Genomic DNA, 21118 nt, shown 5'->3' with positions numbered 1-21118 from the left:
CCAATCCGGGGGTTCGCTGCAAACCATGCCGAGCGCACGGCACACCCCGCAGCAAGCCATCGAAACGGCAGTCGGGCAAACGGCCGGGCAGCAAACGACCGGGCAGGGTTGCGGCGACGCGGCCCGCCAATCCGGGGGTTTACTGCACACCATGCCGCGCGCACGGCACACCCCGCAGCAAGCCATCGAAACGGCAGCCGGCAAACGTCCGGGCAACAAACGACCGGGCAGGGTTGCGGCGACGCGGCCCGCCAATCCGGGGGTTCGCTGCACACCATGCCGCGCGCACGGCACACCCCGCAGCAAGCCATCGAAACGGGTGCGGGCAACGTCCGGGCAACAAACGGGCGGGCAGGGCTGCGGCACACCGCCCGCCAATCCGGGGGTTCGCTGCACACCATTCCGCGCGCACGGCACACCCCGCAGCAAGCCATCGAAACGGCAGCCGGCAACGTCCGGGCAACAAACGACCGGGCAGAGCTGCGGCGCCATGGCCCGCCAATCCGGGGGTTCGCTGCACACCATGCCGCGCGCACGGCACACCCCGCAGCAAGCCATCGAAACGGGCGGCCACAGCAGGAAGAAGGCACGCAAAAGCGGGCGACACCTCCCCAGGTATCGCCCGCCTCGTTGGCTCTGTTGCGCAGAGTCCGCACGCCTTTGGATGCAGGAAAGATCCTAGGGGCGCTGCCGGCCGAACACCGGGAGTGCACGCAGCCAACGGGAGAACCCGCCGGCTTTGCGATCACAGTCGGCCGGAATGTAGAAGTCCGGATCTGTTGCACCGAAGGGCAGGTACAGCTCCTGGCCCGGCGCCGGGAATTCCACGACGTTGTTCGTATCCTTCGAGTCCATCTGTTCCTCCTCTTTCTTATGCACACAGTTTCCGCTCTTCGGAAATCTTTTATTGTTATGTGGAAAGTGTAGGCAGCGGCGAAAGCAGCCGTCAAGACCCCCGGACACCCCAACCAAGTTGCCCCGGTCACATTTGGCTGGTTCATAACGATCCTTGGCAACCCATATACACAGGCCGAAATCATGCGCTACTCTCGAATGAGTTCGTGGCGTAGGTCACGTAACCTGAGAGCAGCAGGCAGGGTCGTAATGAGCTGGCATCCATGGATGCTGGCTCTTTTTTGTTGGGTCAGCTCCACCAGAAACGCGGTGGAAACACGCGCTTAATTTCATTGATGGAACGTAGGTTCCACCTCACAGAAGTTGGGATATGACCATGAGCAACAACATCGTCCTCGGCGAAAACCAGTACGGCAAAGCAGAAGTCCGCGTCGTCAAGGTCACTCGGGATACGGACCGCCACCACATCGAAGACCTGAACGTCACCTCGCAGCTGCGTGGCGACTTCCAGGCAGCACACCTCCAGGGCGACAACGGCCACGTCGTTGCCACCGACACCCAGAAGAACACGGTCTACGCGTTCGCCCGTGAAGGCATCGGCTCCCCCGAGTCCTTCCTCCTGCGCCTCGCAGACCACTTCACCGGTGGATTCGACTGGGTCACCGGCGGACGCTGGGAAGCCGAAGCCTACAGCTGGGATCGTATCCAGGCCCACGGCGAGGGACATGACCACAGCTTCGTCCGCAACGGACAAGAGGTGCGTACCGCCGTCGTCGTCCGTGATGGCGCAACCACGCACCTCATCAGCGGCCTCAAGGACCTGACCGTCCTGAAGACCACGCAGTCCGGCTTTGTCGGCTACCCGCGCGACAAGTACACCACCCTGCCGGAGACCACGGACCGCATCCTGGCCACCGACGTTTCCGCCCGCTGGCGCTACAACACCAACCTGGACTTCGCCGGCACGGACTTCAACAAGAGCTACGAGGACATCAAGGCCCTCCTGCTTGAAGGCTTCACCGAGAACTACTCCCACGCCCTGCAGCAGACGCTGTTCGACATGGGCAAGAAGGTCCTGGAAGCACACAGCGAAGTGGACGAGATCAAGTTCTCCATGCCCAACAAGCACCACTTCCTGGTTGACCTGAGCCCGTTCGGCCTGGACAACCCCAACGAGGTCTTCTTCGCGGCTGACCGCCCGTACGGCCTGATCGAAGCCACGGTCCAGCGCGAGGACATCGAGGCTGCACCGGTTGCGTGGAGCGGCATCGCCGGCTTCTGCTAAACCCGCAGAAACACCACACCAACCCGCAGTAACCCCGCAACAAACCGCACCGACAACGGGTTTGTGTGCAGGTCCCTCCCAACGGCGCCCCCTGAAGGCCGGACCTGCACACAGCCAACCCCAAAAACCACAAGATTTTGTTAGCCAGACACAGTTAGCCAGACGAAGACGTCTGCCATGAACCCAGAAAGTCTGCCATGAACATCAAGAAGAAGTCCCGCCCCGCGAATACCACCTCTTCGCAGAAACATCAGTCCGAGCGCCCGGAGGACAAGCGCCTTTCCATTGGCAGCACCTTCGCCTACGGCTTCCAGCACGTCCTGACCATGTACGGCGGAATCATTGCCCCGCCGCTGATCATCGGCGCAGCGGCCGGCATGTCCTCCCAGGACATCGGCCTCCTCATTGCCGCCTGTTTGTTCGTTGGCGGCCTGGCCACCATCCTGCAGACCGTGGGCATTCCGTTCTTCGGCTCGCAGTTGCCACTGGTCCAGGGCGTGTCGTTCGCGGGCGTTTCCACCATGGTGGCGATCGTCCAAGGCGGCGGCGGGATCCAGGCGGTATTCGGCTCAGTCATTGTGGCGTCGCTGATTGGCCTGGCGATCACTCCCCTGTTCTCCAAGATCATCAAGTTCTTCCCGCCGGTGGTCACAGGAACCGTGATCACCACCATCGGACTGACGCTGATGCCGGTAGCCGCCAACTGGGCCATGGGCGGCAACGCCAAGGCAGATAACTACGGCAGCATGGCCAACATCGGCCTGGCAGCAGCAACCATGGGCATCGTCCTTCTCCTGAGCAAGGTTGGCAACGCCGCCATCTCCCGGCTCTCCATCCTGCTGGCCATGGTCATCGGCACCATCATTGCCCTGGTGGCCGGCATGGCTGACTTCTCCAAGGTTGGCCAGGGCGACATCGTCGCATTCCCCACGCCGTTCGCCTTCGGTGCTCCCACCTTCGAAATCGCCGCGATCATCTCCATGCTCATCGTCATCCTGGTGACCCTGACCGAGACTTCGGCAGACATCATCGCAGTGGGCGAGATCGTTGACACCAAGGTTGATTCACGCCGCATCGGCGACGGCCTTCGCGCAGACATGCTCTCCAGCGCCATCTCCCCGCTGTTCAACTCCTTCACGCAGAGCGCCTTCGCCCAGAACGTCGGCCTCGTTGCCATCACGGGCATCAAGAGCCGCTTCGTCGTCAGCGCCGGCGGCCTGATCCTGGTGATCCTGGGCCTCCTGCCGATTCTGGGCCGGGTTGTTGCAGCGGTTCCGACCCCCGTCCTGGGCGGCGCCGGCGTCGTTCTCTTCGGTACCGTGGCAGCCAGCGGTATCCGTACCCTGGCCAAGGTCGAGTACAAGAACAACATGAACCTCATCATCGTGGCGGCGTCGATCGGCTTCGGCATGATCCCGATTGCCGCCCCGAAGTTCTACGACCAGTTCCCGTCCTGGTTCGCCACGATCTTCCACTCCGGCATCAGCTCGGCCGCGGTCATGGCCATCTTGCTGAACATCCTTTTCAACCACTTCAAGGCCGGCAACTCGGACAACCAGTCGGTGTTCGTCGCGGGCACGGACAGGATCGTCAGCGAAGAGGACATCAAGTGCCTCAGCGAGGGCGACCGGTTCGAGAACGGCAAGCTGATCGACGCCGACGGCAACGAAGTCCCGCTCAAGACCTCCAGCGCGTCAGAGCACTAGCACTTCCGCAGCGACAGCAGGCGGCAACGTTTCCTTGGGGGACGTTGCCGCCTTTTGTCGGCTTGGGTGAAGCGTACGACGCCGGCACCGGCCTCTGCGGCGGCCCTCACCTTGGTTGGTGCCCACCTGCGCAGCCGCCGTCGAAGTTGACGCGGGTGAGCCGACCGATCCGGGTGACCACCGCCGTCGGACCCCGGGTTAGCCAACTGACCCAGGTGAGCACCGCCGTCGGAGTTGATCCCGTGAGCCGACCGATCCGGGTGAGCACCGCCGTCGGACCCCGGATTAGCCAACCGATCCGGGTGACCACCGCCGTCGAGCCTAAAGAGTGGCGCGGGAAGCCGCACTTCAGCGCGAAACGGCCTGCGCATCCGCCCGTCGTGAACGCCACGCTGAAGAGGGCCGCCCGCTCAAAACCCACTCCCAGATGGCAAAAGATGGCAATGTCTTGGGGAAACATTGCCATCTTTTGCCATCTCGCGCAGGGGGCGCGGGTAGTACAGCCTAGTTCTGGTTGAGCTCCGCGGAGATCGCCATGGCGGCCTCGCGCAGCATGGGCACGGCGCGGTCGGCGAAGCTCTGGTCAACACGGGTGATCGGGCCGGAGACGGAGATCGCGGTAGGCGTGGGTGCGTTGGGCACGGCCATGGCGAAGCAGCGGACGCCGAGTTCCTGCTCTTCCTCGTCAATGGAGTAGCCACGCTCACGGATCAACGCCAGGTCCGCGAGCAGGGAGTCGATGTCACCGATGCTCTTGGCCGTGGGTGTGGGCATGCCGGTGCGGGCCACGATGCCGCGGACAACTTCGTCGTCCAGTTGGGCGAGGATGGCTTTGCCCACGCCGGTGTCGTGCGTGTGGGCGCGGCGGCCAACCTCGGTGAACATGCGCATGGAGTGCATGGAGGGGACCTGGGCCACGTAGATGACCATGTCGGAATCCAACACAGCCATGTTGGAAGTTTCACCGAGGCGTTCCACCAAGGTCTTCAGCTGCGGGCGTGCCACGGCACCGAGTTGCTTGCTGGCGCCTTCGCCGAGCCGGATGAGCCGGGGGCCCAGGGCGTAGCGGCGGTTGGGCAGCTGGCGGATGTAGCCAAGGGACACCAAGGTCCGCAAAAGACGGTGGATGGTGGGCAGGGGGAGGTCAGTGGATGACGAGAGCTCGCTCAGTGTGACGTCGCCGCCCGCATCCGTGATCAGTTCCAGCAGTTCAAAGACGCGCTCAACGGACTGCACGCCTCCGGAGGCTTTTTCAGCCATTCCCTTGTCTCCAATGACTCAGATTCCGACAACTCTTATCCGCATCGTGAAAAGAATTGCTTAGAACACCCAACATACAGCACAGCGCCAAGCTGCGCGATGACACCGATCATGACCAAGCTGGGGGTTGTGTTTCCACTTTGTAGATAATAATATCCATAATACGAAAACATTTAGTTTGGAACGGCGGCCCGGGAACGGGCCTTACAGGAGGAATTTCAATGGCGAATCCGAGCCCCGGAAACTCGATCACCCTGCGCGTCGCCGCACCGTCGAGCTTCACCGCTACCAGCGAACTGGCAGCAGCCGTCGGCGCAGCCGGTGCAGCGATCACCGCGCTGGACGTCACGGAATCCCACCACGAGACGATCGTTGTTGACGTCACCTGCAACACCACCGATGACGACCACGCAGCCCGCGTGAAGGATGCCCTGAACGCGCTCGACGGCGTCACCGTCCAGCACGTTTCGGACCGCACCTTCCTCATGCACCTTGGCGGCAAGCTCGAGGTCGTCCCCAAAGTAGCCCTGCGCAACCGCGACGATCTCTCCCGTGCCTACACTCCCGGCGTCGCCCGTGTTTGCATGGCCATTGCGGAAGATCCGGCCGCTGCCCGCAACCTGACGGTCAAGCGCAACACCATCGCCGTCCTCACTGACGGTTCGGCCGTTCTGGGCCTGGGCAACATCGGCCCAGCCGCTGCCCTTCCCGTCATGGAAGGCAAGGCTGCGCTGTTCAAGCAGTTCGCCAACGTGGACGCCTGGCCGGTCTGCCTGGACACCCAGGACACCGAAGAAATCATCATGATCGCCAAGGCCATGGCCCCGGTCTACGGTGGCATCAACCTCGAAGACATCGCCGCTCCGCGTTGCTTCGAAATCGAGAACCGCCTCCGCGAAGAGCTGGACATCCCGGTGTTCCACGATGACCAGCACGGCACCGCGATCGTCACGCTCGCGGCCCTGGTCAACGCCCTCCGTGTTGTGGACAAGAAGCTCTCCGAGGTCAAGATCGTGGTTTCGGGCGTCGGCGCTGCCGGCTCGGCCATCATCCAGCTCCTCAAGGCCCAGGGCGCGCAGCACATCATCGCCGCAGGCCGCTCCGGCGCCATCCACTCCGGTGAGGAATACGGCGACGAACACCGCAGCTGGATCGCAGCGAACACCAACGAAGAAGGCTTCTCCGGAACCCTGCACGACGCCCTCAAGGGTGCGGACGTCTTCATCGGCGTCTCCGCCCCGCACGTGATCGGCGAAGAGCAGGTTGCTTCCATGGCCGAAGACTCGATCGTGTTCGCCATGGCCAACCCGACGCCGGAGATCGACCCCGTAGTTGCGTCCAAGCACGCAGCCGTGGTGGCCACCGGCCGCAGCGACTTCCCGAACCAGATCAACAACGTGCTGGCCTTCCCGGGCTTCTTCCGCGGGCTGCTGGACGCCGGGGCCTCAGACATCACCCCGAACATGCTGGTGGCCGCCGCCGAGGCGATTGCCAACCGGGTGGCTGACGATGAGCTCAACGCGAGTTACATTATCCCCAGCGTCTTCGATCCCCATGTTGCCGCCGACGTTGCGACCGCCGTAGCCAATGCTGCGCACGCCAACGCCGCCAGCGCACTCTAGAAAAAGGAATCCGCTCACATGGCTATCACAGTCACCGATCCCCGGCCGATCGATCGCGCCGAGGAAATCCTTACCCCCAAGGCATTGGCCTTCCTCGAAGAACTGCACAAGCGCTTCGCCGGCACCCGCAACGAGCTCCTCAAGGCCCGGGGCGTCAAGCGCCAGAAAGTTGCCGACACCAGCCGCCTGGACTTCCTCCCGGAGACCCAGGAAATCCGCGACGGCGACTGGAAGGTCGCCGAGGCACCGGCAGCTTTGCAGGACCGCCGGGTTGAGATGACCGGCCCGGCAACCCCGGCCAAGATGGCCATCAATGCCCTGAACTCCGGCGCCAAGGTGTGGCTCGCGGACCTCGAAGACGCCAGCACGCCCACGTGGCCCAACGTCATCGATGCCATCCTCAACCTCCGCGACGCCGCCCAGGGAACCCTGGCCTACACCTCGCCCGAGGGCAAGGAATACCGCCTGCGCACCGACGCTCCCCTGGCCGTTGTGGTGGCCCGCCCCCGCGGCTGGCACATGGAGGAGAACCACCTGCTGATCGACGGCGTACCCGCCGTGGGTGCCTTGGTGGACTTCGGCTTGCACTTCTTCCACATTGCCAAGCAGCTGCTCTTGAACGGTCAGGGCCCGTACTACTACCTGCCCAAGATGGAGAGCCACCTGGAGGCCCGCCTCTGGAACGACGTCTTTGTCTTCGCCCAGGACTTCCTCGGTATCCCGCAGGGCAGCGTCCGCGCCACGGTCCTCATTGAGACTATTCCGGCCGCCTTCGAGATGGACGAGATCCTCTACGAACTGCGCGACCACGCATCGGGCCTGAACGCCGGCCGTTGGGATTACCTGTTCAGCATCATCAAGTACTTCCGTGATGCCGGCGAAGAGTTCGTCCTCCCGGACCGCGCCACCGTTGCCATGACGGCTCCGTTCATGCGCGCCTACACCGAACTCCTGGTCAAGACCTGCCACAAGCGCGGCGCCTTCGCCATGGGTGGCATGGCCGCCGTCATCCCCAACCGCAAGCAGCCGGACGTCACTGCAGCAGCCTTCGACAAGGTCCGCGCCGACAAGACCCGCGAGGCAAACGATGGCTTCGACGGTTCCTGGGTTGCCCACCCGGACCTGGTCCCCACCTGCCGCGAAGTCTTCGACTCCGTACTGGGTGACCCTGCCAACGGCGGGAAGAAGAATCAGCTGGACAAGCAGCGCCCCGAGGTGAACGTCACCGCGGAGCAGCTGATCGACGTCGCCTCCGCCGGCGGAACCGTCACCGAAGCCGGCCTGCGGCTGAACCTGTACGTCGCCGTCGCCTATACGGGCGTCTGGATTTCAGGCAGCGGCGCGGTTGCCATCCACAACCTCATGGAAGACGCCGCAACCGCGGAGATCTCCCGTTCACAGGTGTGGCAGCAGCTGCGCAACAAGTCCGTCCTGGCGGACACGGGCAACACCGTGACCCGCGAACTGGTTACCCGCATCCTGGGCGAGGAGACCGAGCGCCTGCGCATCGAATTCGGCGACGAGAACTTCGCGAAGTACTACGAGCCTGCCTCCAAGCTGATCGAGGACATCTGTTTGTCCGACGATTACACGGACTTCCTCACCACGCCGGCGTACGAGCTGGTGGGCTGAGATGGGCTCATTCTCTTCCTCTGACCTGGCCCACATCGAGTCGCAGCTTGAAGCGACTGACCAGTTGCTGGACCGGAACTACCCCGGCGACGACGGCTCGCGCCAGCCCATCCACACCGTCTACATCCCGGCCGACCGCTTCACGCCCACCTTCGTGGCGGACTGGGGCGCGCAGGCACTCGCGACGGCGGAAGCCCACGGCGGCTTGGAAAAGCTGGGCCGGCTGTTGGGCCAGGAGTCCGATCTCGCTGCCGCTGTTGCCTCCCGGGTAGCTTCCAAGCTGGCTGCTGAACCGATCGAAGACCTTCGGCTGGACTTCGAAGACGGCTACGGCGATCGCGGCGATGAGGCTGAAGACGCCGACGCCGTTGCTGCCGCCAAGGCTGTCGCTACCGCAGTTGCGGCCGGAACAGCTCCGCCGTTTATCGGCATCCGTTTCAAGTGCTTCGAAGCCCCCACCCGCGCACGTGGCCTGAAGACGCTGGACCTGTTCGTCTCCACGTTGGCTCAGGCCGGCGAACTCCCGGCCGGCCTGATCCTCACCCTGCCCAAGGTCACCACGGTGGCCCAGGTGCAGGCCATGGACTTCGCAGTGTCCCGCCTTGAGGAAGTCCACGGACTTCCCGCCGGCCGGCTCCGCTTTGAAGTGCAGGTGGAAACCCCGCAGCTCATCATCGGTGCTGACGGAACCTCACCCGTTGCCCAGCTCCCCCACGTTGTTCCGGGCCGTATCAGTGCCTTGCACTACGGGACCTACGACTACAGCGCCTCCTTGGGGATCTCCGCGGAATACCAGTCCATGGAGCACCCCGTGGCCGACTTCGCCAAGGAAGTCATGCAGCTCGCGGTCGCTGGAACGGGCATTCGCCTGTCCGACGGTTCCACCAACATCATCCCCGTCGGCGATGCCGTGGAAGACGCCTGGAAGCTGCACGGCCGACTGGTCCGCAGGTCCCTGGAAAACGGCTACTACCAAGGCTGGGATCTCCACGCCGCCCAGCTGCCGAGCCGTTTCTCGGCGTCGTACGCTTTCTACCGCGAAGGACTGCCCGCCGCCGCCCTGCGCCTGCGCAACTATGTGGAGCGCACAGAAGGCGGTGTCATGGACGAGCCCGCCACCGCCCGCGCCCTTGCCGGCTTCGTCCTCCGCGGCGTCCAGTGCGGCGCAGTGGGGACCGACGAGGTCAAGGCGCTTGCCGGCGTCGAACTTTCACAGCTGACCGCACTGGCGCACCCGCGGCTCGCACAACCGACTTCCCACTGATAGGAGCATTTCGCATGGGCAAGTACTACTACCCGCAGGGCGGCCTGCCGCCTCAGACCCACCTCACCACGGAACGGGCGATCGTCACCGAGGCGTACACGGTGATCCCCAAGGGCGTCATGACGGACATCGTCACCAGCAACCTGCCGGGCTTCTCCAACACTCGCTCGTGGATCATCGCGCGGCCGATCTCCGGCTTCGCCACCACGTTCTCCCAGCTGATCGTGGAGATCGCACCGGGCGGCGGGGCTCCCAAGGCGGAGTTCGAGTCCGGCGTTGAAGGCGTCATCTTTGTCACCAAGGGCCAGGTCAACCTGACCCTCGACGGCGAACTGCACCACCTCGAAGAGGGCGGCTACGCCTACCTCGCTGCCGGTGCCGAGTGGGGCCTGGAAAACGTGTCCGACGACATCGTCTCCTTCCACTGGATCCGCAAGGCCTACGAGCGCCTTGAAGGCTTCGAGGCCAAGTCCTTCGTCACCAACGAGAAGGACGTGGAGCCCACCTCCATGCCGGACACGGACGACGTCTGGAAGACCACGCGCTTCACGGACTCCAGCGACCTCGCGCACGACATGCAGGTCAACATCGTCACCTTCCAGCCCGGCGGTGTGATCCCCTTCCCGGAGACCCACGTCATGGAGCACGGCCTGTACGTCCTTGAAGGCAAGGCCATGTACTTGCTCAACAACGACTGGGTTGAGGTGGAGGCCGGCGACTTCATGTGGCTGCGCGCGTTCTGCCCGCAGGCTTGCTACGCGGGCGGTCCGGGCGAGTTCCGTTACCTGCTGTACAAGGACATGAACCGCCAGGTGAAGCTCACCTAGTCTTCGCTTTGGGTTTGCCGAGATCGCCGGAAAGCTGCCAGTTCGCTGGAGCTCTCCGGCGATTTCGTCGTTTTCCGGCGGTTTCGGTGCGGGTCCGGCGAACTCAGCTGTTTTGGTGAGTTCCGCGTCGACCGATTCTGAGCCCGGCCCAGAAGGCGAGCATCAGCAGGCCAAGGACCGTCACAGCGAGCCCCACCTGACTGGCTTGGCTGACCATCGTCACACCGTTGCCCAGGAAGAGCGTGTCGCTCAACGGCGCATAGGCAACGAAGCCAAAGTCCGTGCTTTGGTTGCTGAACGCCACGATCAGCCCCACGATCACCGCGGCCAGCCCCAGCAAAGGCACGACGACGGTTGCCAGTTTGCGTCCCGGCTTCGGTTGGTTGTGTTCCCCAAGTGTGTTGTTATCCCCCATGCGCCCGAGTCTAACCTGCGTGCGTGCACCCAACTGGGTAACAGCACATGGTCCATTGAGCGCTCAATGGACCATGTGCTGTCACTCAGTTGGGTTTGCCCGGGCCGCCGGCGATTCTGTACGACTCCTGCAGCAACTCATCGAGCTCGTCCGTGCCGATTCGTTCGAGCCGGACCAGCACGAGCTGGGGTGACTGCTCATGGTGCGGCGTCCAGAAGAACGTGTCCGGTTCCATGGCTGCGAGCGCATCGCGTTCATCGGTTTTCACCGTGCCCACGCCCTCTTCCCAGATGCGTGCCATCAGGGTCTTGGCGAACCATGCCGGTTGTCCCCAGCTGGGCCGCTCTGTTACGCCTCGCATGCTCAGGCAGATGCGCCGGACGTCCTCTTCTGTGGCCATGGTTCACTCTGGCATCGTCAGGCTGGCTGCGACAAGCGAGTTCGCGGGAATGCTGTGAAATGGCCGTAGGCTTCCCTGCGATCTCGCGCGTTTCCCGCGAGCGCGGCGAGCCCCGCGGTGACACGAGAGTCCGGCGAGCCCGGCGAACCCGGCGAGCCCGACGAACCCGGCGAACCCGGCGATGACACCAGAGTCCGCTATTTGCCCATGCCCAGAGTGAGGCCCTCAAGGTCATCGACAAAAGCCCGCGCTAGCACCGGCGTCGTATCCTTCGGCTGGTCTGCCAAGTCGCGGGAAACGTGCGCGGTCCCCGGGGAGGCTGCCAGCCCCCTGTGTAAGTTCCGGCGATCCGGCAGGGTTCCCACGAACCCACGGTCGCGGCAGGGTTCCCACGAACTCGCGGTCGAACACCAACTCACGGTCGCGGCGGAGCCCCTCCATCTGGAGGCGGAGCCCCAATACCGTCACACCCCTTCGGTAGAGTGCTCCCCATGGATGACAAAGCGATGCTGCTCGGTTACTTGCGCCTGCGCCGCGCGGACCTGCTGGGCAAGGTGGAGAACCTCAGCGAGTACGACGCCCGGCGGCCCCTGACTCCCACAGGAACCAACCTTTTGGGCTTGGTGAAGCATGTGGCCAGCGTGGAGCTGGACTATTTCGGGGTGACGTTCGGACGCCCCAGCGGCAGGGAGCTGCCGTGGTTGGCGGAGGATGCCGAGCCTGATTCCGATATGTGGGTGCCTGTTACCGAGACCCGGGAGGAGATCCTGGAGCTGCACCACTTCTCGGCCAAGCACAGCGATGAGACCATCGAGTCCCTTCCCTTGGACGCTCCGGGCGTTGTGCCTTGGTGGTCGGAGGAGAAGAAGAACGTGACCCTCCACCAAATACTTGTCCACATGTGCGTGGAAACGGCCAGGCATGCCGGGCACGCGGACATCATCAGGGAACTCATCGACGGCTCCGCAGGCCAAAGGCCAGGCGATCCGAACATTCCCACGCGTAACTCCGAGGAGTGGGCTGCGCACCGGTTCCGGATCGAGGAAGCAGCCCGGGACGCCGACCGTCGCGGCTTCTGAACCTTCACAGCCCACGCATAAGTCGGGCAAACCTCCTGCGTAGCCTCGCTCCGTAGAAATGAGGCATGACTCCTCCACAGACTGAACACCGTAAGGGCGGCCGGACACGGCGCGCCGTCATCTCCGCCGTTCTGGCGGTCACTCTTTCTGCCGGCGGTGCCGCTGCCTGGGCGCTGGACCGCTTCGTGGTTCCGCACGCTGAGATCACCAACGTCTCCGAATACGAGGCAAGCCATACCGGCACCACCACAAACGGCTCGACGACGGACGCCACCTCTGCTGATGCGTCGCCTGCGGCCGCCGTGGTCACCGATACTTCCTACACCTCGGGCGACACCGGCGTCACCGTCTCCACGGTGACCACCGGCAGCGGCGACGACACCGTCACCTACTACGTTGCCGACGTCGTGCTTGATGATGCAAGCACGCTGAAGTCGGCGTTCGCCGAGGACACCTATGGCGAGAACATCACCGAAACCACCTCCGCGATCGCCCAGGACCACAACGCCATCTTCGCCATCAACGGTGATTACTACGGTTTCAGGGACACGGGCATCGTGATCCGCAACGGCGTGGTGTACCGGGATGAGGGCGCACGGCAGGGCCTGGCTTTCTACAAGGACGGGACCGTCAAGGTCTATGACGAGACCACCACCAGCGCTGAGCAACTCGTCGCCGACGGCGTGTGGAACACGCTCTCGTTCGGGCCGTCACTGCTGGACAACGGGGAGATCGCCTCCGGGATCGAGGACGTGGAGGTTGATACCAACTTCGGCAACCATTCCATCCAGGGTGAGCAGCCCCGCACCGCCGTCGGGGTCATCGATGAGAACCATCTGGTGTTCGTGGTGGTGGACGGCCGCAGCCCCGGCTACTCAGCAGGCGTGACCATGACCGGACTGGCAGCGATCATGAAGGACCTCGGCGCTACCACCGCTTACAACATCGACGGCGGCGGTTCCTCCACCATGTACTTCAACGGCTCCCTGGTGAACAACCCGCTTGGAGAGAACAAAGAGCGTGGCACCTCCGACATCCTCTACATCGCCCAGTAGCCATGATCATCCTGATACCGGCCTACGAGCCGGACCACCAGCTCACCGCACTTGTCCGAAACCTTCAGGAAGCCGATCCATGGCTGACCATGGTGGTGGTGGACGACGGCTCCGGACCGGATTACCAACAAACGTTCGACGACGCCACCGGGCTTGGGTGCCATGTGCTCAGTTACGCCGTGAACGGCGGGAAGGGACACGCCCTCAAAAGCGGGTTCGCTTTCATAGCCGAACGGTTCCCGGGGCAGGACGTTGTCTGCGCGGACAGCGACGGCCAGCACGCCGTGGCCGACATCCTGGCCGTGGCCGATCGCGTCCGTCATGTCACAGCGGCGATGGTCCTTGGATGCCGGAACTTCACTGGAAGTGTCCCGGCCCGCAGCAGGTTCGGCAACACAGTGACCCGCGGCCTGTTCAGGCTGGCAACAGGGCAACGGGTTGCTGATACACAAACGGGCTTGCGCGGATACCGGGCCGATATGCTCCCTTGGCTGCTGACAGTCCGTGGCCAACGCTACGAATACGAACTGAACCTGCTGCTGGAAGCGAAACAGGCAGGCTACGGCATCGAGTCCGCGGAAATCGCCACCGTCTATCTGGACAACAACTCCGGATCGCATTTCAGGCCCGTGGCCGACTCCCTGAGGATCTACGCGCCGCTGCTGAAGTTCCTGGGCTCCTCGTTATCCGCGTTCGTGGTGGACACGGTGATGTTCCTGGTGCTGAGCGCCGTCACCGATTCGCTGCTGCTGGCAGTTGTGGGTGCCCGGCTGGTCAGTGCCTCGGTGAACTTCCTGGTGAATCGTCGGCTGGTCTTTGAGCACGGCAAAGACGCCTCGTTGCGTGCCGCGGCTGCTGGCTATGTGGCCCTGGTGGTTTTCCTGTTGTCAGCCAACTACGCCGCCATGGCCACCCTCACTTCCCTTGCCCTCCCGGATATGCCGGCCAAATTGCTGACCGAGGCGGCCTTGTTGGGCGTCAGCTACGGCGTACAGCAGCGATTCCTGTTCATCCGCAGGGCCCGCACCGCAGCATCGGAAACCGATGGCACCGAAACACATATCCCCGCCTTGGTCCCGGCACAGTTTCAGCACAGCATGCCCGGGAAAAGTGGAGATCAATCCCCCAAGAGATTCCGGAGCAACTGATGAATACCATCATCCTCATCGCGGCAGACCTGGCCGCCATCACTATATTGACGCTGGCCCTCTACCTGCGCCGCCACCGGCGCCGTGATTTGGTGGTCTCCTACCTGGGCATGAACGTGGGCGTCCTGGCAGTGGCCACGGCCTTGTCCGGTTCGGCTGCCGGCGTTGGTCTGGGACTTGGCTTGTTCGGTGTTCTCTCCATCATCCGGCTCCGCTCCACGGAACTGGCCCAGCACGAGGTGGCCTACTACTTCTCGGCACTGGCCCTCGGCCTGATCGCAGGCATCGGCGTGGAGCCACTCTGGCTCACCTTGGCCCTCATGGCACTGGTCCTCCTGGTGATGTTCGTTGGAGACAACCCACGGGTACTGCCCGCCTACCGGCACCAGACAGTGGTCCTGGACAGGGCCATCAATAGCGAGCCCGAGCTCTACGCCCGGTTGGAGGAAGTCCTCCACGGCACCGTGCATTCGGCCACCATCCAGGAGTTGGACATGGTCAACGACAAGACGATCGTTGATGTCCGGTACGCGGTGCGCCCGCAGCAGTCCCGACGCTCGGATCTGGGCTTCGACCAGCCCTCCGGGGCGCTCTCTCCGGCACCCCGGGAACTGCCGGCGCAGCCCTTACACAGGGCGCAACCCACCCAGCCGTCCGCACCCACCCAGCCGTCCACCCCCATTCCGCCCGCACCCACCCAGCCGTCCACCCCCACTCCGTCCACACCCACTACGGCTGGTGTAGCGTGAGCCGCGTCGAGGCCCAACCGGTCATGCCGCAACTGGGCCAACTACCCGCCGTCGGACTTGAAGAACTCACCACGGAAGCCGGGCTGCTGACCCGGGTTGACCGCAAGTATCTGGTGCCGTCGGCAACGGCCCGGGCGATCCTCAGTACGTTCACCACGGAGGCCCGGGTGCTGGAAATGGACGGGAACCGTACCTTCTCCTACGACTCCGTCTATTTCGACACCCCGGCATTGGACAGCTACATGCTGGCTGCCCGTGGCCGGCGGCGACGGTTCAAGATCCGCACCCGAACCTACCTGGACAGCGGGGTCAGCTTCCTGGAAGTGAAAACCGAAGGTGCCCGCGACGCAACGGTCAAGGAACGGATTCCGTACCAGTTGAGCGACCGCGAGCGCCTGACCGAAGAAGGTTTGGCGTACGTGAATGAGACTCTGGCCGCCACGATAGGCGATGCCGGGTTTGGACCCTTGGACGCTGTGCTGTCCACACGCTATGACCGCACCACACTGTTCCTCCCCGGGTCCGGAAGCAGGGCCACCATCGACTCCGACGTCACCTGGCAGAGTCCCGATGGCCAGCCTTGGATGCTGGACAACGCTGTGGTGGTGGAGACGAAATCCGGTTCCGCCCCTGGCCCGCTGGACCGGCACCTTTGGGCACACGGCGTCCGGCCTTGCCGCATCTCGAAGTTCGCCACCGGCATGGCAGCACTTCATCCCGCGCTTCCGGCCAACCGTTGGAACCAAACACTCCGCCACAGGATGCCCCTGCGTCCCGCCTGCTGACATCCCGTCCGCTGACCTTCCCTCCACAGACTTAGGAACCCACCATGCGCTCTTTCCGTACTGCCCTCTCCGTTGCCGCCGTAGCCCTGGCCGTGTCACTGGCAGGCTGCTCCACGGCCGCCACCAGCTCATCGTCCACCGGCACCACCTCCAGCAACACCGGCAACTCAAGCACCACCTCCACCCAGCAGGCAGTCTCCGCCGCCACCATCGAGGAAGACACCCATTACGACAGCGACGACCTCACGTGGGATGCTGCCACTGAAGTGGCTGTGAGCCTGGCCGACGACGGCAGCAAAGTGACGTCGTCGGCCTCCACCGGCGTGGCCGTAGACGGAAATACCGTCACCATCAGCGCGGCAGGAACGTACCGCCTCAGTGGCTCACTGGGCGATGGCCAAATCGTCGTAGCGGCGGGCGAGGAAGACACCGTGCGGATCATCCTCGATGGCGTCGAGCTGGGCAATTCGGCAGGTTCGCCGTTTGTTGTGCAGAGCGCGGATGAGGCGATCGTGTATCTGGAAGCCGGCAGCACCAACACCCTGACCGACGCCACCACCTATGCCGACCAAGGGGATGACGCCCCCAACGCAGCGCTCTTCTCCATGGCCGACCTCACCATCGCCGGCACCGGTTCCCTCACCGTCAACGGGAAATCCAACGACGGCATCGTGTCCAAGGACGGCCTGGTGATGGCAGCCGGCAAGGTTACCGTGGACGCGGTGGACGACGGCATCCGCGGCAAGGACTACACCGTCCTGCTGGACGGCGCCTACCAGGTGACCGCCGGCGGGGACGGCGTAAAAGCGGACAACGACGCCGATGAAGGCCGCGGCTGGCTGCTGGTCAGCGGCGGCTCGCTGACCGTCAATGCAGGCGACGACGGCGTGAAAGCGTTCAACACCCTCACAGTTTCCGGCGGAACCGTCACCGTGGCCGAGTCGGAGGAGGGACTCGAAGCCCAGCACATCGCCATCTCCGGCGGCGAGGTCACCGTTACATCGAACGACGACGGCGTGAACGCCTCGGGCGGTTCATCCACCGCAGCGTCCACAGACGCGGGCGCCGCCGCTGGCATGGGCGGCGGTATGGGCGGACCAGCTGGCGGGGGCATGGGTGGCGGCGAGATGGCGGCAGGCGATTACTCCGTGGACGTATCCGGTGGAACACTTACCATCAACTCCGAGGGCGACGGCCTGGACTCCAACGGCAGCGCCACCATCTCGGGAGGAACAGTGGTGGTCAACGGCCCCACCAACGACGGCAACGGGGCTTTGGATGTAAACGGCGAGCTGGTAGTAAGTGGCGGAACCGTCGCAGCAGCCGGCAGTGCAGGCATGGCGGTCACCCCTGGCACCTCGTCCACGCAGTCAGGGGTGCAAGTGACCTTCGATTCGTCCGTATCGGCCGGCACTCCGGTGCACCTTGTTGATTCGTCCGGTGCTGCGGTTGCCACATTCGTGACCACAAAGACCACTGCATCGCTGGTCTTCTCTTCCCCGGCCATCACCGACGGTGAGAGCTACACGGTGTACACCGGGGGCAGCGCCGATGCCGGGGCGGGCCTGACCACGGGTACCACTGACGGGGCCCAGAAGCAGGGCACGGTGACTGCGGGCCAGTACACCCAGGCCCAGGGCCCTGGTGGGGTGGCGGCCGCCGGTAGGCCCGACTCCCACCAGTGGCCGATGGCATACGACCTGTGAATTCGAGGGAAGCACCTCTTCCCGCCTGGGTGAGCTGGCCCTGTTGGAATCCTGTGGCTTCGTTACCCCTTTTCACTGTTTTGCTGGCTGAAATCAACCTTTTTGGTTTTCATTGAGCGAGCTGAACGGCGAAAGTGGGTAGCGAAGCCACACGTCGTTCGGCAGGGATGAACTTCCGGTCCCAAGTGCGTGCCGCCTGATGCTCACCGCCCTGGACCAGAGGAGGTAGCCCACACCCTTCAGCGCCCGACGACGACACTCGCCTGCCGTCGTCGGGCGCTGTTTTGGTTCGTGCGAAAGGAGGAGACGGGCCCCCGCAAGCCTCCCCCGCAAACTTGATGCGAACTTGAGCCAAACGGAAACGTTCCTTGATAAAGCGGCGCCACGCTGGAATCAGTCGGAACACCCATACCGGGGGGTTTCGGCAACGAATTCCAAGTATGAAAGACAACGATGTGGGGGACGCAATGGAGCAGTCATCAGCACTCAGTGAGGTAGTTGCCGTCAAGGGCATCATCCAGGACCAGCACCCCGTGGATTTCTACGCGCTGGGCGTCGCAGGATGCATCGACCGCCTTGCCGCGCCGCTGCGCCGGACCGGCATCGCCGTCCACTGGCAGACCCCGCATCATGGCATCGAGATCTCCTCTTCGGCCGCCGCCCTGCTCTACCACGTGGCCCAGGAGACCTTCAGCAACACCCTCAACTACGCCAACGCCACGGAACTCACCGTTCGCCTCAACGCCGTTTACCACGGAATCCAGATCACTATCACTGACGACGGCAGCGGATTCGAAATCCACGCAGCACCCAGTGGCCGGCGGCACGGTTTCGGCCTGCTGCTGATGTCCATCGCAGTGCACGACGCCGGCGGGACAGTAGACATCGACTCCGCCCTTGGGCGGGGCACCAGTGTGAGGGTCACCCTGCCGCTGGATTGAGTCCGATTTGGGACCCTTTTTTGGGCTTCCAACCATGGCCCAATAGCGATGCCGGACGTATTCTGTAGCTACTTTTCAGCCTGACATCCCGACGGATTGGCACGAAAATGGCGAACAACCAGAGTCCGAAATCAGGTCTCGGCAAGGTCCTCCTGAGGGTCTTCGGGTACTTCTTCGTGAGCATTCTCTGCGGGGTGTTGATCTCCGGGCTGGTAGTCCCTGTGGTGGCATTCACCAGCACTACCGTGGGTGGATCGATCGGGTTCTACGAAGACCTGCCCAGCGAACTGAACGTCGATTCCCCCTCCCTTTCCAGCACGCTGGTCTCGGCCGACGGCCAACACATTGCCACGTTCTACGCCGAGAACCGCGTGAAGGTCCCTTTGGACCAGATGTCGCCCTTTATTCGCGAGGCGATCGTGGCCATTGAAGACAACCGCTTTTACGAGCATGCCGGCGTGGACGCCCAGGGCATCATCCGTGCACTGACCTCCAACCTGACCAAAGGCACCCGGCAAGGTGCTTCCACCTTGACCCAGCAATACGTCACCAACGTGCTCAACGAGTCCCGGCTTTCCGAAGGGCGCCCTGAAGATGTGGTGCTCAGCGGCCAGAAAACCATGGGGGACAAACTCCGCGAGATCAAGCTTGCCCTCGAACTGGAAAAGCGGTTCAGCAAGGACCAAATCCTTGAGGGCTACCTGAATATCGTGTTCTTCAACCGGGACGCCTACGGCATTGAAGCTGCCTCACGCTATTTCTTCAGCACGTCCGCGAAGGATCTGACCCTGCCACAGGCCGCGCTGCTCGCCGGGCTGGTCAACGGCCCCAGCATCTACGACCCCACAGTGGATCCCGATGCCGCAATGAAGCGCCGCAACCTTGTCCTGGACCGGATGCTGGAACAGGGCAAGATCACGGCAGTGGACCATGGCGTGGCAGTGGCAACGCCCATAGAACTGAACGTCACCCCTTCGCGTCAAGGCTGCGCTGGTGCCGCGATCGCCACCTACTTCTGTGACTACGTTTCCCACCTGATCCTCAACGACGAGACCTATGGTTCCACCGTCAACGAGCGCGAGCGCCTGCTTTACCGGGGTGGACTGACCATCACCACCACCCTGGACAGCAGGCTCCAGGCCGCTGCCCAAGCCCAAGTGGACGCCTCGGCCGGGGATAATCCGGACAAATGGGGTGCGGCCATGACCACCGTGCAGCCCGGCACCGGGAAGATCCTGGCCATGGCCCAGAACACGGTGTTTGTACCCCAGGAAGGCAAATACGACACCCAACTGAACTTCAACGTGGACGCCAAGGACGCGAACGGATACGACCTCAACGGCGCGGGAGGATTCCAACCGGGATCCACCATGAAGCCGTTCATCTACGCCGAATGGCTCAACGAAGGCAAGAACCCCACGGCCGTAGTTGACGCCTCGCGAAGGGTTTATCCGGTGGGTTTCCCCTGGCGCTCCAGCTGCGGCAAGGTGATGGGAGGTTACAGCAGCGCCCAGAAAGCACAGAACCTGGGCGCCGACGATGACCTGCAAAATAACGACGCAGGCTATTACCGGCCCATGCCCATCAACTACGGCCTTTACAACTCCATCAACACTGCAACCTTCGCCACCGCAGCCCAGTTGGACTTCTGCGGCATCCAAAAAATGGTGGACACAGTGGGTCTTCACAGCGGTCTCGACAACGCTCCGGTGAACATGCACCAGATTGGAAACCTGCTGGGCTCCATCGGCGTGGCACCGGTGGTCCTTGCCAGCGCGTACGCCACCTTCGCCAATGACGGCACGTACTGCGCACCCATCGCGATCACCGGGATCAGCGACTCCCAAGGCCGCCAGTTCGAAGCCCAAAAACCCGAGTGCAGGGAGGCCGTGAAACCGGCTGTGGCCCGCGGTGTCAACGCGGTCCTCCAGGACGTCCTGAAGATGGGCTCCGGCGTTTACATCAATCCCAAGGTCCAAAGCCAAGTACCCGTCGCGGCCAAGACCGGCACGTCCAACAACAACGGCGCCACCTGGGTTGCCGGTTACACCACCACCCTTGCCACGGCGTCGTTCTTTGGGGACACGACGGCGGGACAGCAGCGCGCCGGACAAAACGTCACCATTAACGGCAAGTTCTATAAGTCCTTGGACGGTTACATGATCGCCGGTCCGCAGTGGGCCAACTACATGATGGAAGCCACCGCAATGTACCCGAGTGGTCCTTTCGCGGCGCCCGCTCCCCCGCCGGCACCGGCGCCTGTGACTACTGTTCCGGCCGTCCCGCGCCTGACAGGAGGGTAGGAAATACACAGCAATCACCCCGCGTTGCGAGGCCTGCTCTGCACGCAATCCGCGTGCCAAACCCTGCACAGCAGGCCTCACAACGT

The 21118-nt window shown here is 63.5% G+C and carries 18 protein-coding genes; 14 read left to right on the top strand and 4 right to left on the bottom strand.

What is annotated here, in order from left to right; all coding sequences use genetic code 11:
* Positions 1 to 678 precede the first annotated feature (678 nt).
* Positions 679 to 855 (bottom strand): hypothetical protein, encoded by a 177-nt coding sequence (locus AC6JA3_RS04305; RefSeq protein ID WP_014922716.1) that lies wholly within the window; start codon positions 853 to 855, stop codon positions 679 to 681.
* Positions 856 to 1225: 370 nt separating this feature from the next.
* Here AC6JA3_RS04305 and pucL point away from each other — a divergent pair, with 370 nt between their 5' ends.
* Positions 1226 to 2140, top strand: coding sequence for a factor-independent urate hydroxylase (gene pucL / locus AC6JA3_RS04300; RefSeq protein ID WP_026541933.1), 915 nt, complete (start codon positions 1226 to 1228; stop codon positions 2138 to 2140).
* A 197-nt stretch (positions 2141 to 2337) separates the two neighbouring features.
* Positions 2338 to 3846, top strand: a complete 1509-nt coding sequence (locus tag AC6JA3_RS04295) for a nucleobase:cation symporter-2 family protein (protein WP_026541934.1) — start codon at positions 2338 to 2340, stop codon at positions 3844 to 3846.
* A gap of 504 nt (positions 3847 to 4350) precedes the next feature.
* On the opposite strand, the gene AC6JA3_RS04290 is transcribed toward AC6JA3_RS04295, so the two are convergent.
* On the bottom strand, positions 4351 to 5106 hold the full coding sequence (locus AC6JA3_RS04290; RefSeq protein ID WP_026546905.1) for an IclR family transcriptional regulator: 756 nt from the start codon (positions 5104 to 5106) through the stop codon (positions 4351 to 4353).
* A gap of 221 nt (positions 5107 to 5327) precedes the next feature.
* Between AC6JA3_RS04290 and AC6JA3_RS04285 the strand changes: the two genes are divergently transcribed.
* The 4 genes from AC6JA3_RS04285 to AC6JA3_RS04270 are packed head-to-tail and all read left to right on the top strand — an operon-like array spanning position 5328 to position 10451.
* Complete coding sequence (locus AC6JA3_RS04285) at positions 5328 to 6728, top strand: NAD-dependent malic enzyme (RefSeq protein ID WP_091552026.1); 1401 nt, start codon at positions 5328 to 5330, stop codon at positions 6726 to 6728.
* 18 nt (positions 6729 to 6746) lie between these two features.
* Complete coding sequence (gene aceB, locus AC6JA3_RS04280) at positions 6747 to 8360, top strand: malate synthase A (RefSeq protein ID WP_347782666.1); 1614 nt, start codon at positions 6747 to 6749, stop codon at positions 8358 to 8360.
* Between the two features lies 1 nt (position 8361).
* A complete protein-coding gene (locus tag AC6JA3_RS04275; RefSeq protein ID WP_347782665.1) occupies positions 8362 to 9624 on the top strand; it encodes a DUF6986 family protein in 1263 nt (420 codons plus the stop codon).
* Between the two features lie 14 nt (positions 9625 to 9638).
* Positions 9639 to 10451: a bifunctional allantoicase/(S)-ureidoglycine aminohydrolase gene (locus AC6JA3_RS04270; RefSeq protein ID WP_026546909.1), complete on the top strand. Its 813-nt coding sequence runs from the start codon at positions 9639 to 9641 to the stop codon at positions 10449 to 10451.
* Between the two features lie 103 nt (positions 10452 to 10554).
* On the opposite strand, the gene AC6JA3_RS04265 is transcribed toward AC6JA3_RS04270, so the two are convergent.
* Both AC6JA3_RS04265 and AC6JA3_RS04260 read right to left on the bottom strand, forming a co-directional pair.
* Complete coding sequence (locus AC6JA3_RS04265) at positions 10555 to 10866, bottom strand: hypothetical protein (RefSeq protein ID WP_497919918.1); 312 nt, start codon at positions 10864 to 10866, stop codon at positions 10555 to 10557.
* Positions 10867 to 10951: 85 nt separating this feature from the next.
* The gene (locus AC6JA3_RS04260; protein ID WP_497919917.1) at positions 10952 to 11266 is read right to left on the bottom strand and encodes an MmcQ/YjbR family DNA-binding protein; all 315 of its coding nucleotides are present in this window, start codon (positions 11264 to 11266) and stop codon (positions 10952 to 10954) included.
* A gap of 491 nt (positions 11267 to 11757) precedes the next feature.
* Between AC6JA3_RS04260 and AC6JA3_RS04255 the strand changes: the two genes are divergently transcribed.
* From AC6JA3_RS04255 to AC6JA3_RS04220, 8 genes are all read left to right on the top strand, one after another.
* Positions 11758 to 12345 (top strand): DinB family protein, encoded by a 588-nt coding sequence (locus AC6JA3_RS04255; protein WP_347782662.1) that lies wholly within the window; start codon positions 11758 to 11760, stop codon positions 12343 to 12345.
* A 65-nt stretch (positions 12346 to 12410) separates the two neighbouring features.
* A complete protein-coding gene (locus tag AC6JA3_RS04250; protein WP_347782661.1) occupies positions 12411 to 13400 on the top strand; it encodes a phosphodiester glycosidase family protein in 990 nt (329 codons plus the stop codon).
* 2 nt (positions 13401 to 13402) lie between these two features.
* A complete protein-coding gene (locus tag AC6JA3_RS04245; protein WP_347782660.1) occupies positions 13403 to 14548 on the top strand; it encodes a GtrA family protein in 1146 nt (381 codons plus the stop codon).
* Positions 14548 to 15297, top strand: coding sequence for a DUF4956 domain-containing protein (locus tag AC6JA3_RS04240; RefSeq protein ID WP_347782659.1), 750 nt, complete (start codon positions 14548 to 14550; stop codon positions 15295 to 15297). Before AC6JA3_RS04245 ends, AC6JA3_RS04240 begins: the two co-directional genes overlap by 1 nt.
* 23 nt (positions 15298 to 15320) lie before the next feature.
* Positions 15321 to 16082, top strand: coding sequence for a polyphosphate polymerase domain-containing protein (locus tag AC6JA3_RS04235; RefSeq protein ID WP_497920618.1), 762 nt, complete (start codon positions 15321 to 15323; stop codon positions 16080 to 16082).
* A 44-nt stretch (positions 16083 to 16126) separates the two neighbouring features.
* Entirely contained in the window at positions 16127 to 17788 is a 1662-nt protein-coding gene (locus tag AC6JA3_RS04230; RefSeq protein ID WP_347782658.1) for a carbohydrate-binding domain-containing protein, read from the top strand.
* 440 nt (positions 17789 to 18228) lie between these two features.
* Positions 18229 to 18729, top strand: coding sequence for a sensor histidine kinase (locus AC6JA3_RS04225; RefSeq protein ID WP_223943705.1), 501 nt, complete (start codon positions 18229 to 18231; stop codon positions 18727 to 18729).
* Between the two features lie 107 nt (positions 18730 to 18836).
* Complete coding sequence (locus AC6JA3_RS04220) at positions 18837 to 21032, top strand: transglycosylase domain-containing protein (protein ID WP_347782657.1); 2196 nt, start codon at positions 18837 to 18839, stop codon at positions 21030 to 21032.
* The last annotated feature ends 86 nt before the right edge of the window (positions 21033 to 21118 follow it).

This window comes from Arthrobacter sp. TmtSoilC79 (assembly GCF_059739405.1).
The sequence above is the reverse complement of the archived record's forward strand: the minus strand, read 5'-3'. Positions and strand labels throughout refer to the sequence as shown.

Coding starts and splice junctions, on each gene's coding strand:
- AC6JA3_RS04305 (WP_014922716.1), bottom strand. CDS start 855: ATGGACTCGAAGGATACGAACAACGTCGTGGAATTCCCGGCGCCGGGC.
- pucL (WP_026541933.1), top strand. CDS start 1,226: ATGACCATGAGCAACAACATCGTCCTCGGCGAAAACCAGTACGGCAAA.
- AC6JA3_RS04295 (WP_026541934.1), top strand. CDS start 2,338: ATGAACATCAAGAAGAAGTCCCGCCCCGCGAATACCACCTCTTCGCAG.
- AC6JA3_RS04290 (WP_026546905.1), bottom strand. CDS start 5,106: ATGGCTGAAAAAGCCTCCGGAGGCGTGCAGTCCGTTGAGCGCGTCTTT.
- AC6JA3_RS04285 (WP_091552026.1), top strand. CDS start 5,328: ATGGCGAATCCGAGCCCCGGAAACTCGATCACCCTGCGCGTCGCCGCA.
- aceB (WP_347782666.1), top strand. CDS start 6,747: ATGGCTATCACAGTCACCGATCCCCGGCCGATCGATCGCGCCGAGGAA.
- AC6JA3_RS04275 (WP_347782665.1), top strand. CDS start 8,362: ATGGGCTCATTCTCTTCCTCTGACCTGGCCCACATCGAGTCGCAGCTT.
- AC6JA3_RS04270 (WP_026546909.1), top strand. CDS start 9,639: ATGGGCAAGTACTACTACCCGCAGGGCGGCCTGCCGCCTCAGACCCAC.
- AC6JA3_RS04265 (WP_497919918.1), bottom strand. CDS start 10,866: ATGGGGGATAACAACACACTTGGGGAACACAACCAACCGAAGCCGGGA.
- AC6JA3_RS04260 (WP_497919917.1), bottom strand. CDS start 11,266: ATGGCCACAGAAGAGGACGTCCGGCGCATCTGCCTGAGCATGCGAGGC.
- AC6JA3_RS04255 (WP_347782662.1), top strand. CDS start 11,758: ATGGATGACAAAGCGATGCTGCTCGGTTACTTGCGCCTGCGCCGCGCG.
- AC6JA3_RS04250 (WP_347782661.1), top strand. CDS start 12,411: ATGACTCCTCCACAGACTGAACACCGTAAGGGCGGCCGGACACGGCGC.
- AC6JA3_RS04245 (WP_347782660.1), top strand. CDS start 13,403: ATGATCATCCTGATACCGGCCTACGAGCCGGACCACCAGCTCACCGCA.
- AC6JA3_RS04240 (WP_347782659.1), top strand. CDS start 14,548: ATGAATACCATCATCCTCATCGCGGCAGACCTGGCCGCCATCACTATA.
- AC6JA3_RS04235 (WP_497920618.1), top strand. CDS start 15,321: ATGCCGCAACTGGGCCAACTACCCGCCGTCGGACTTGAAGAACTCACC.
- AC6JA3_RS04230 (WP_347782658.1), top strand. CDS start 16,127: ATGCGCTCTTTCCGTACTGCCCTCTCCGTTGCCGCCGTAGCCCTGGCC.
- AC6JA3_RS04225 (WP_223943705.1), top strand. CDS start 18,229: ATGAAAGACAACGATGTGGGGGACGCAATGGAGCAGTCATCAGCACTC.
- AC6JA3_RS04220 (WP_347782657.1), top strand. CDS start 18,837: ATGGCGAACAACCAGAGTCCGAAATCAGGTCTCGGCAAGGTCCTCCTG.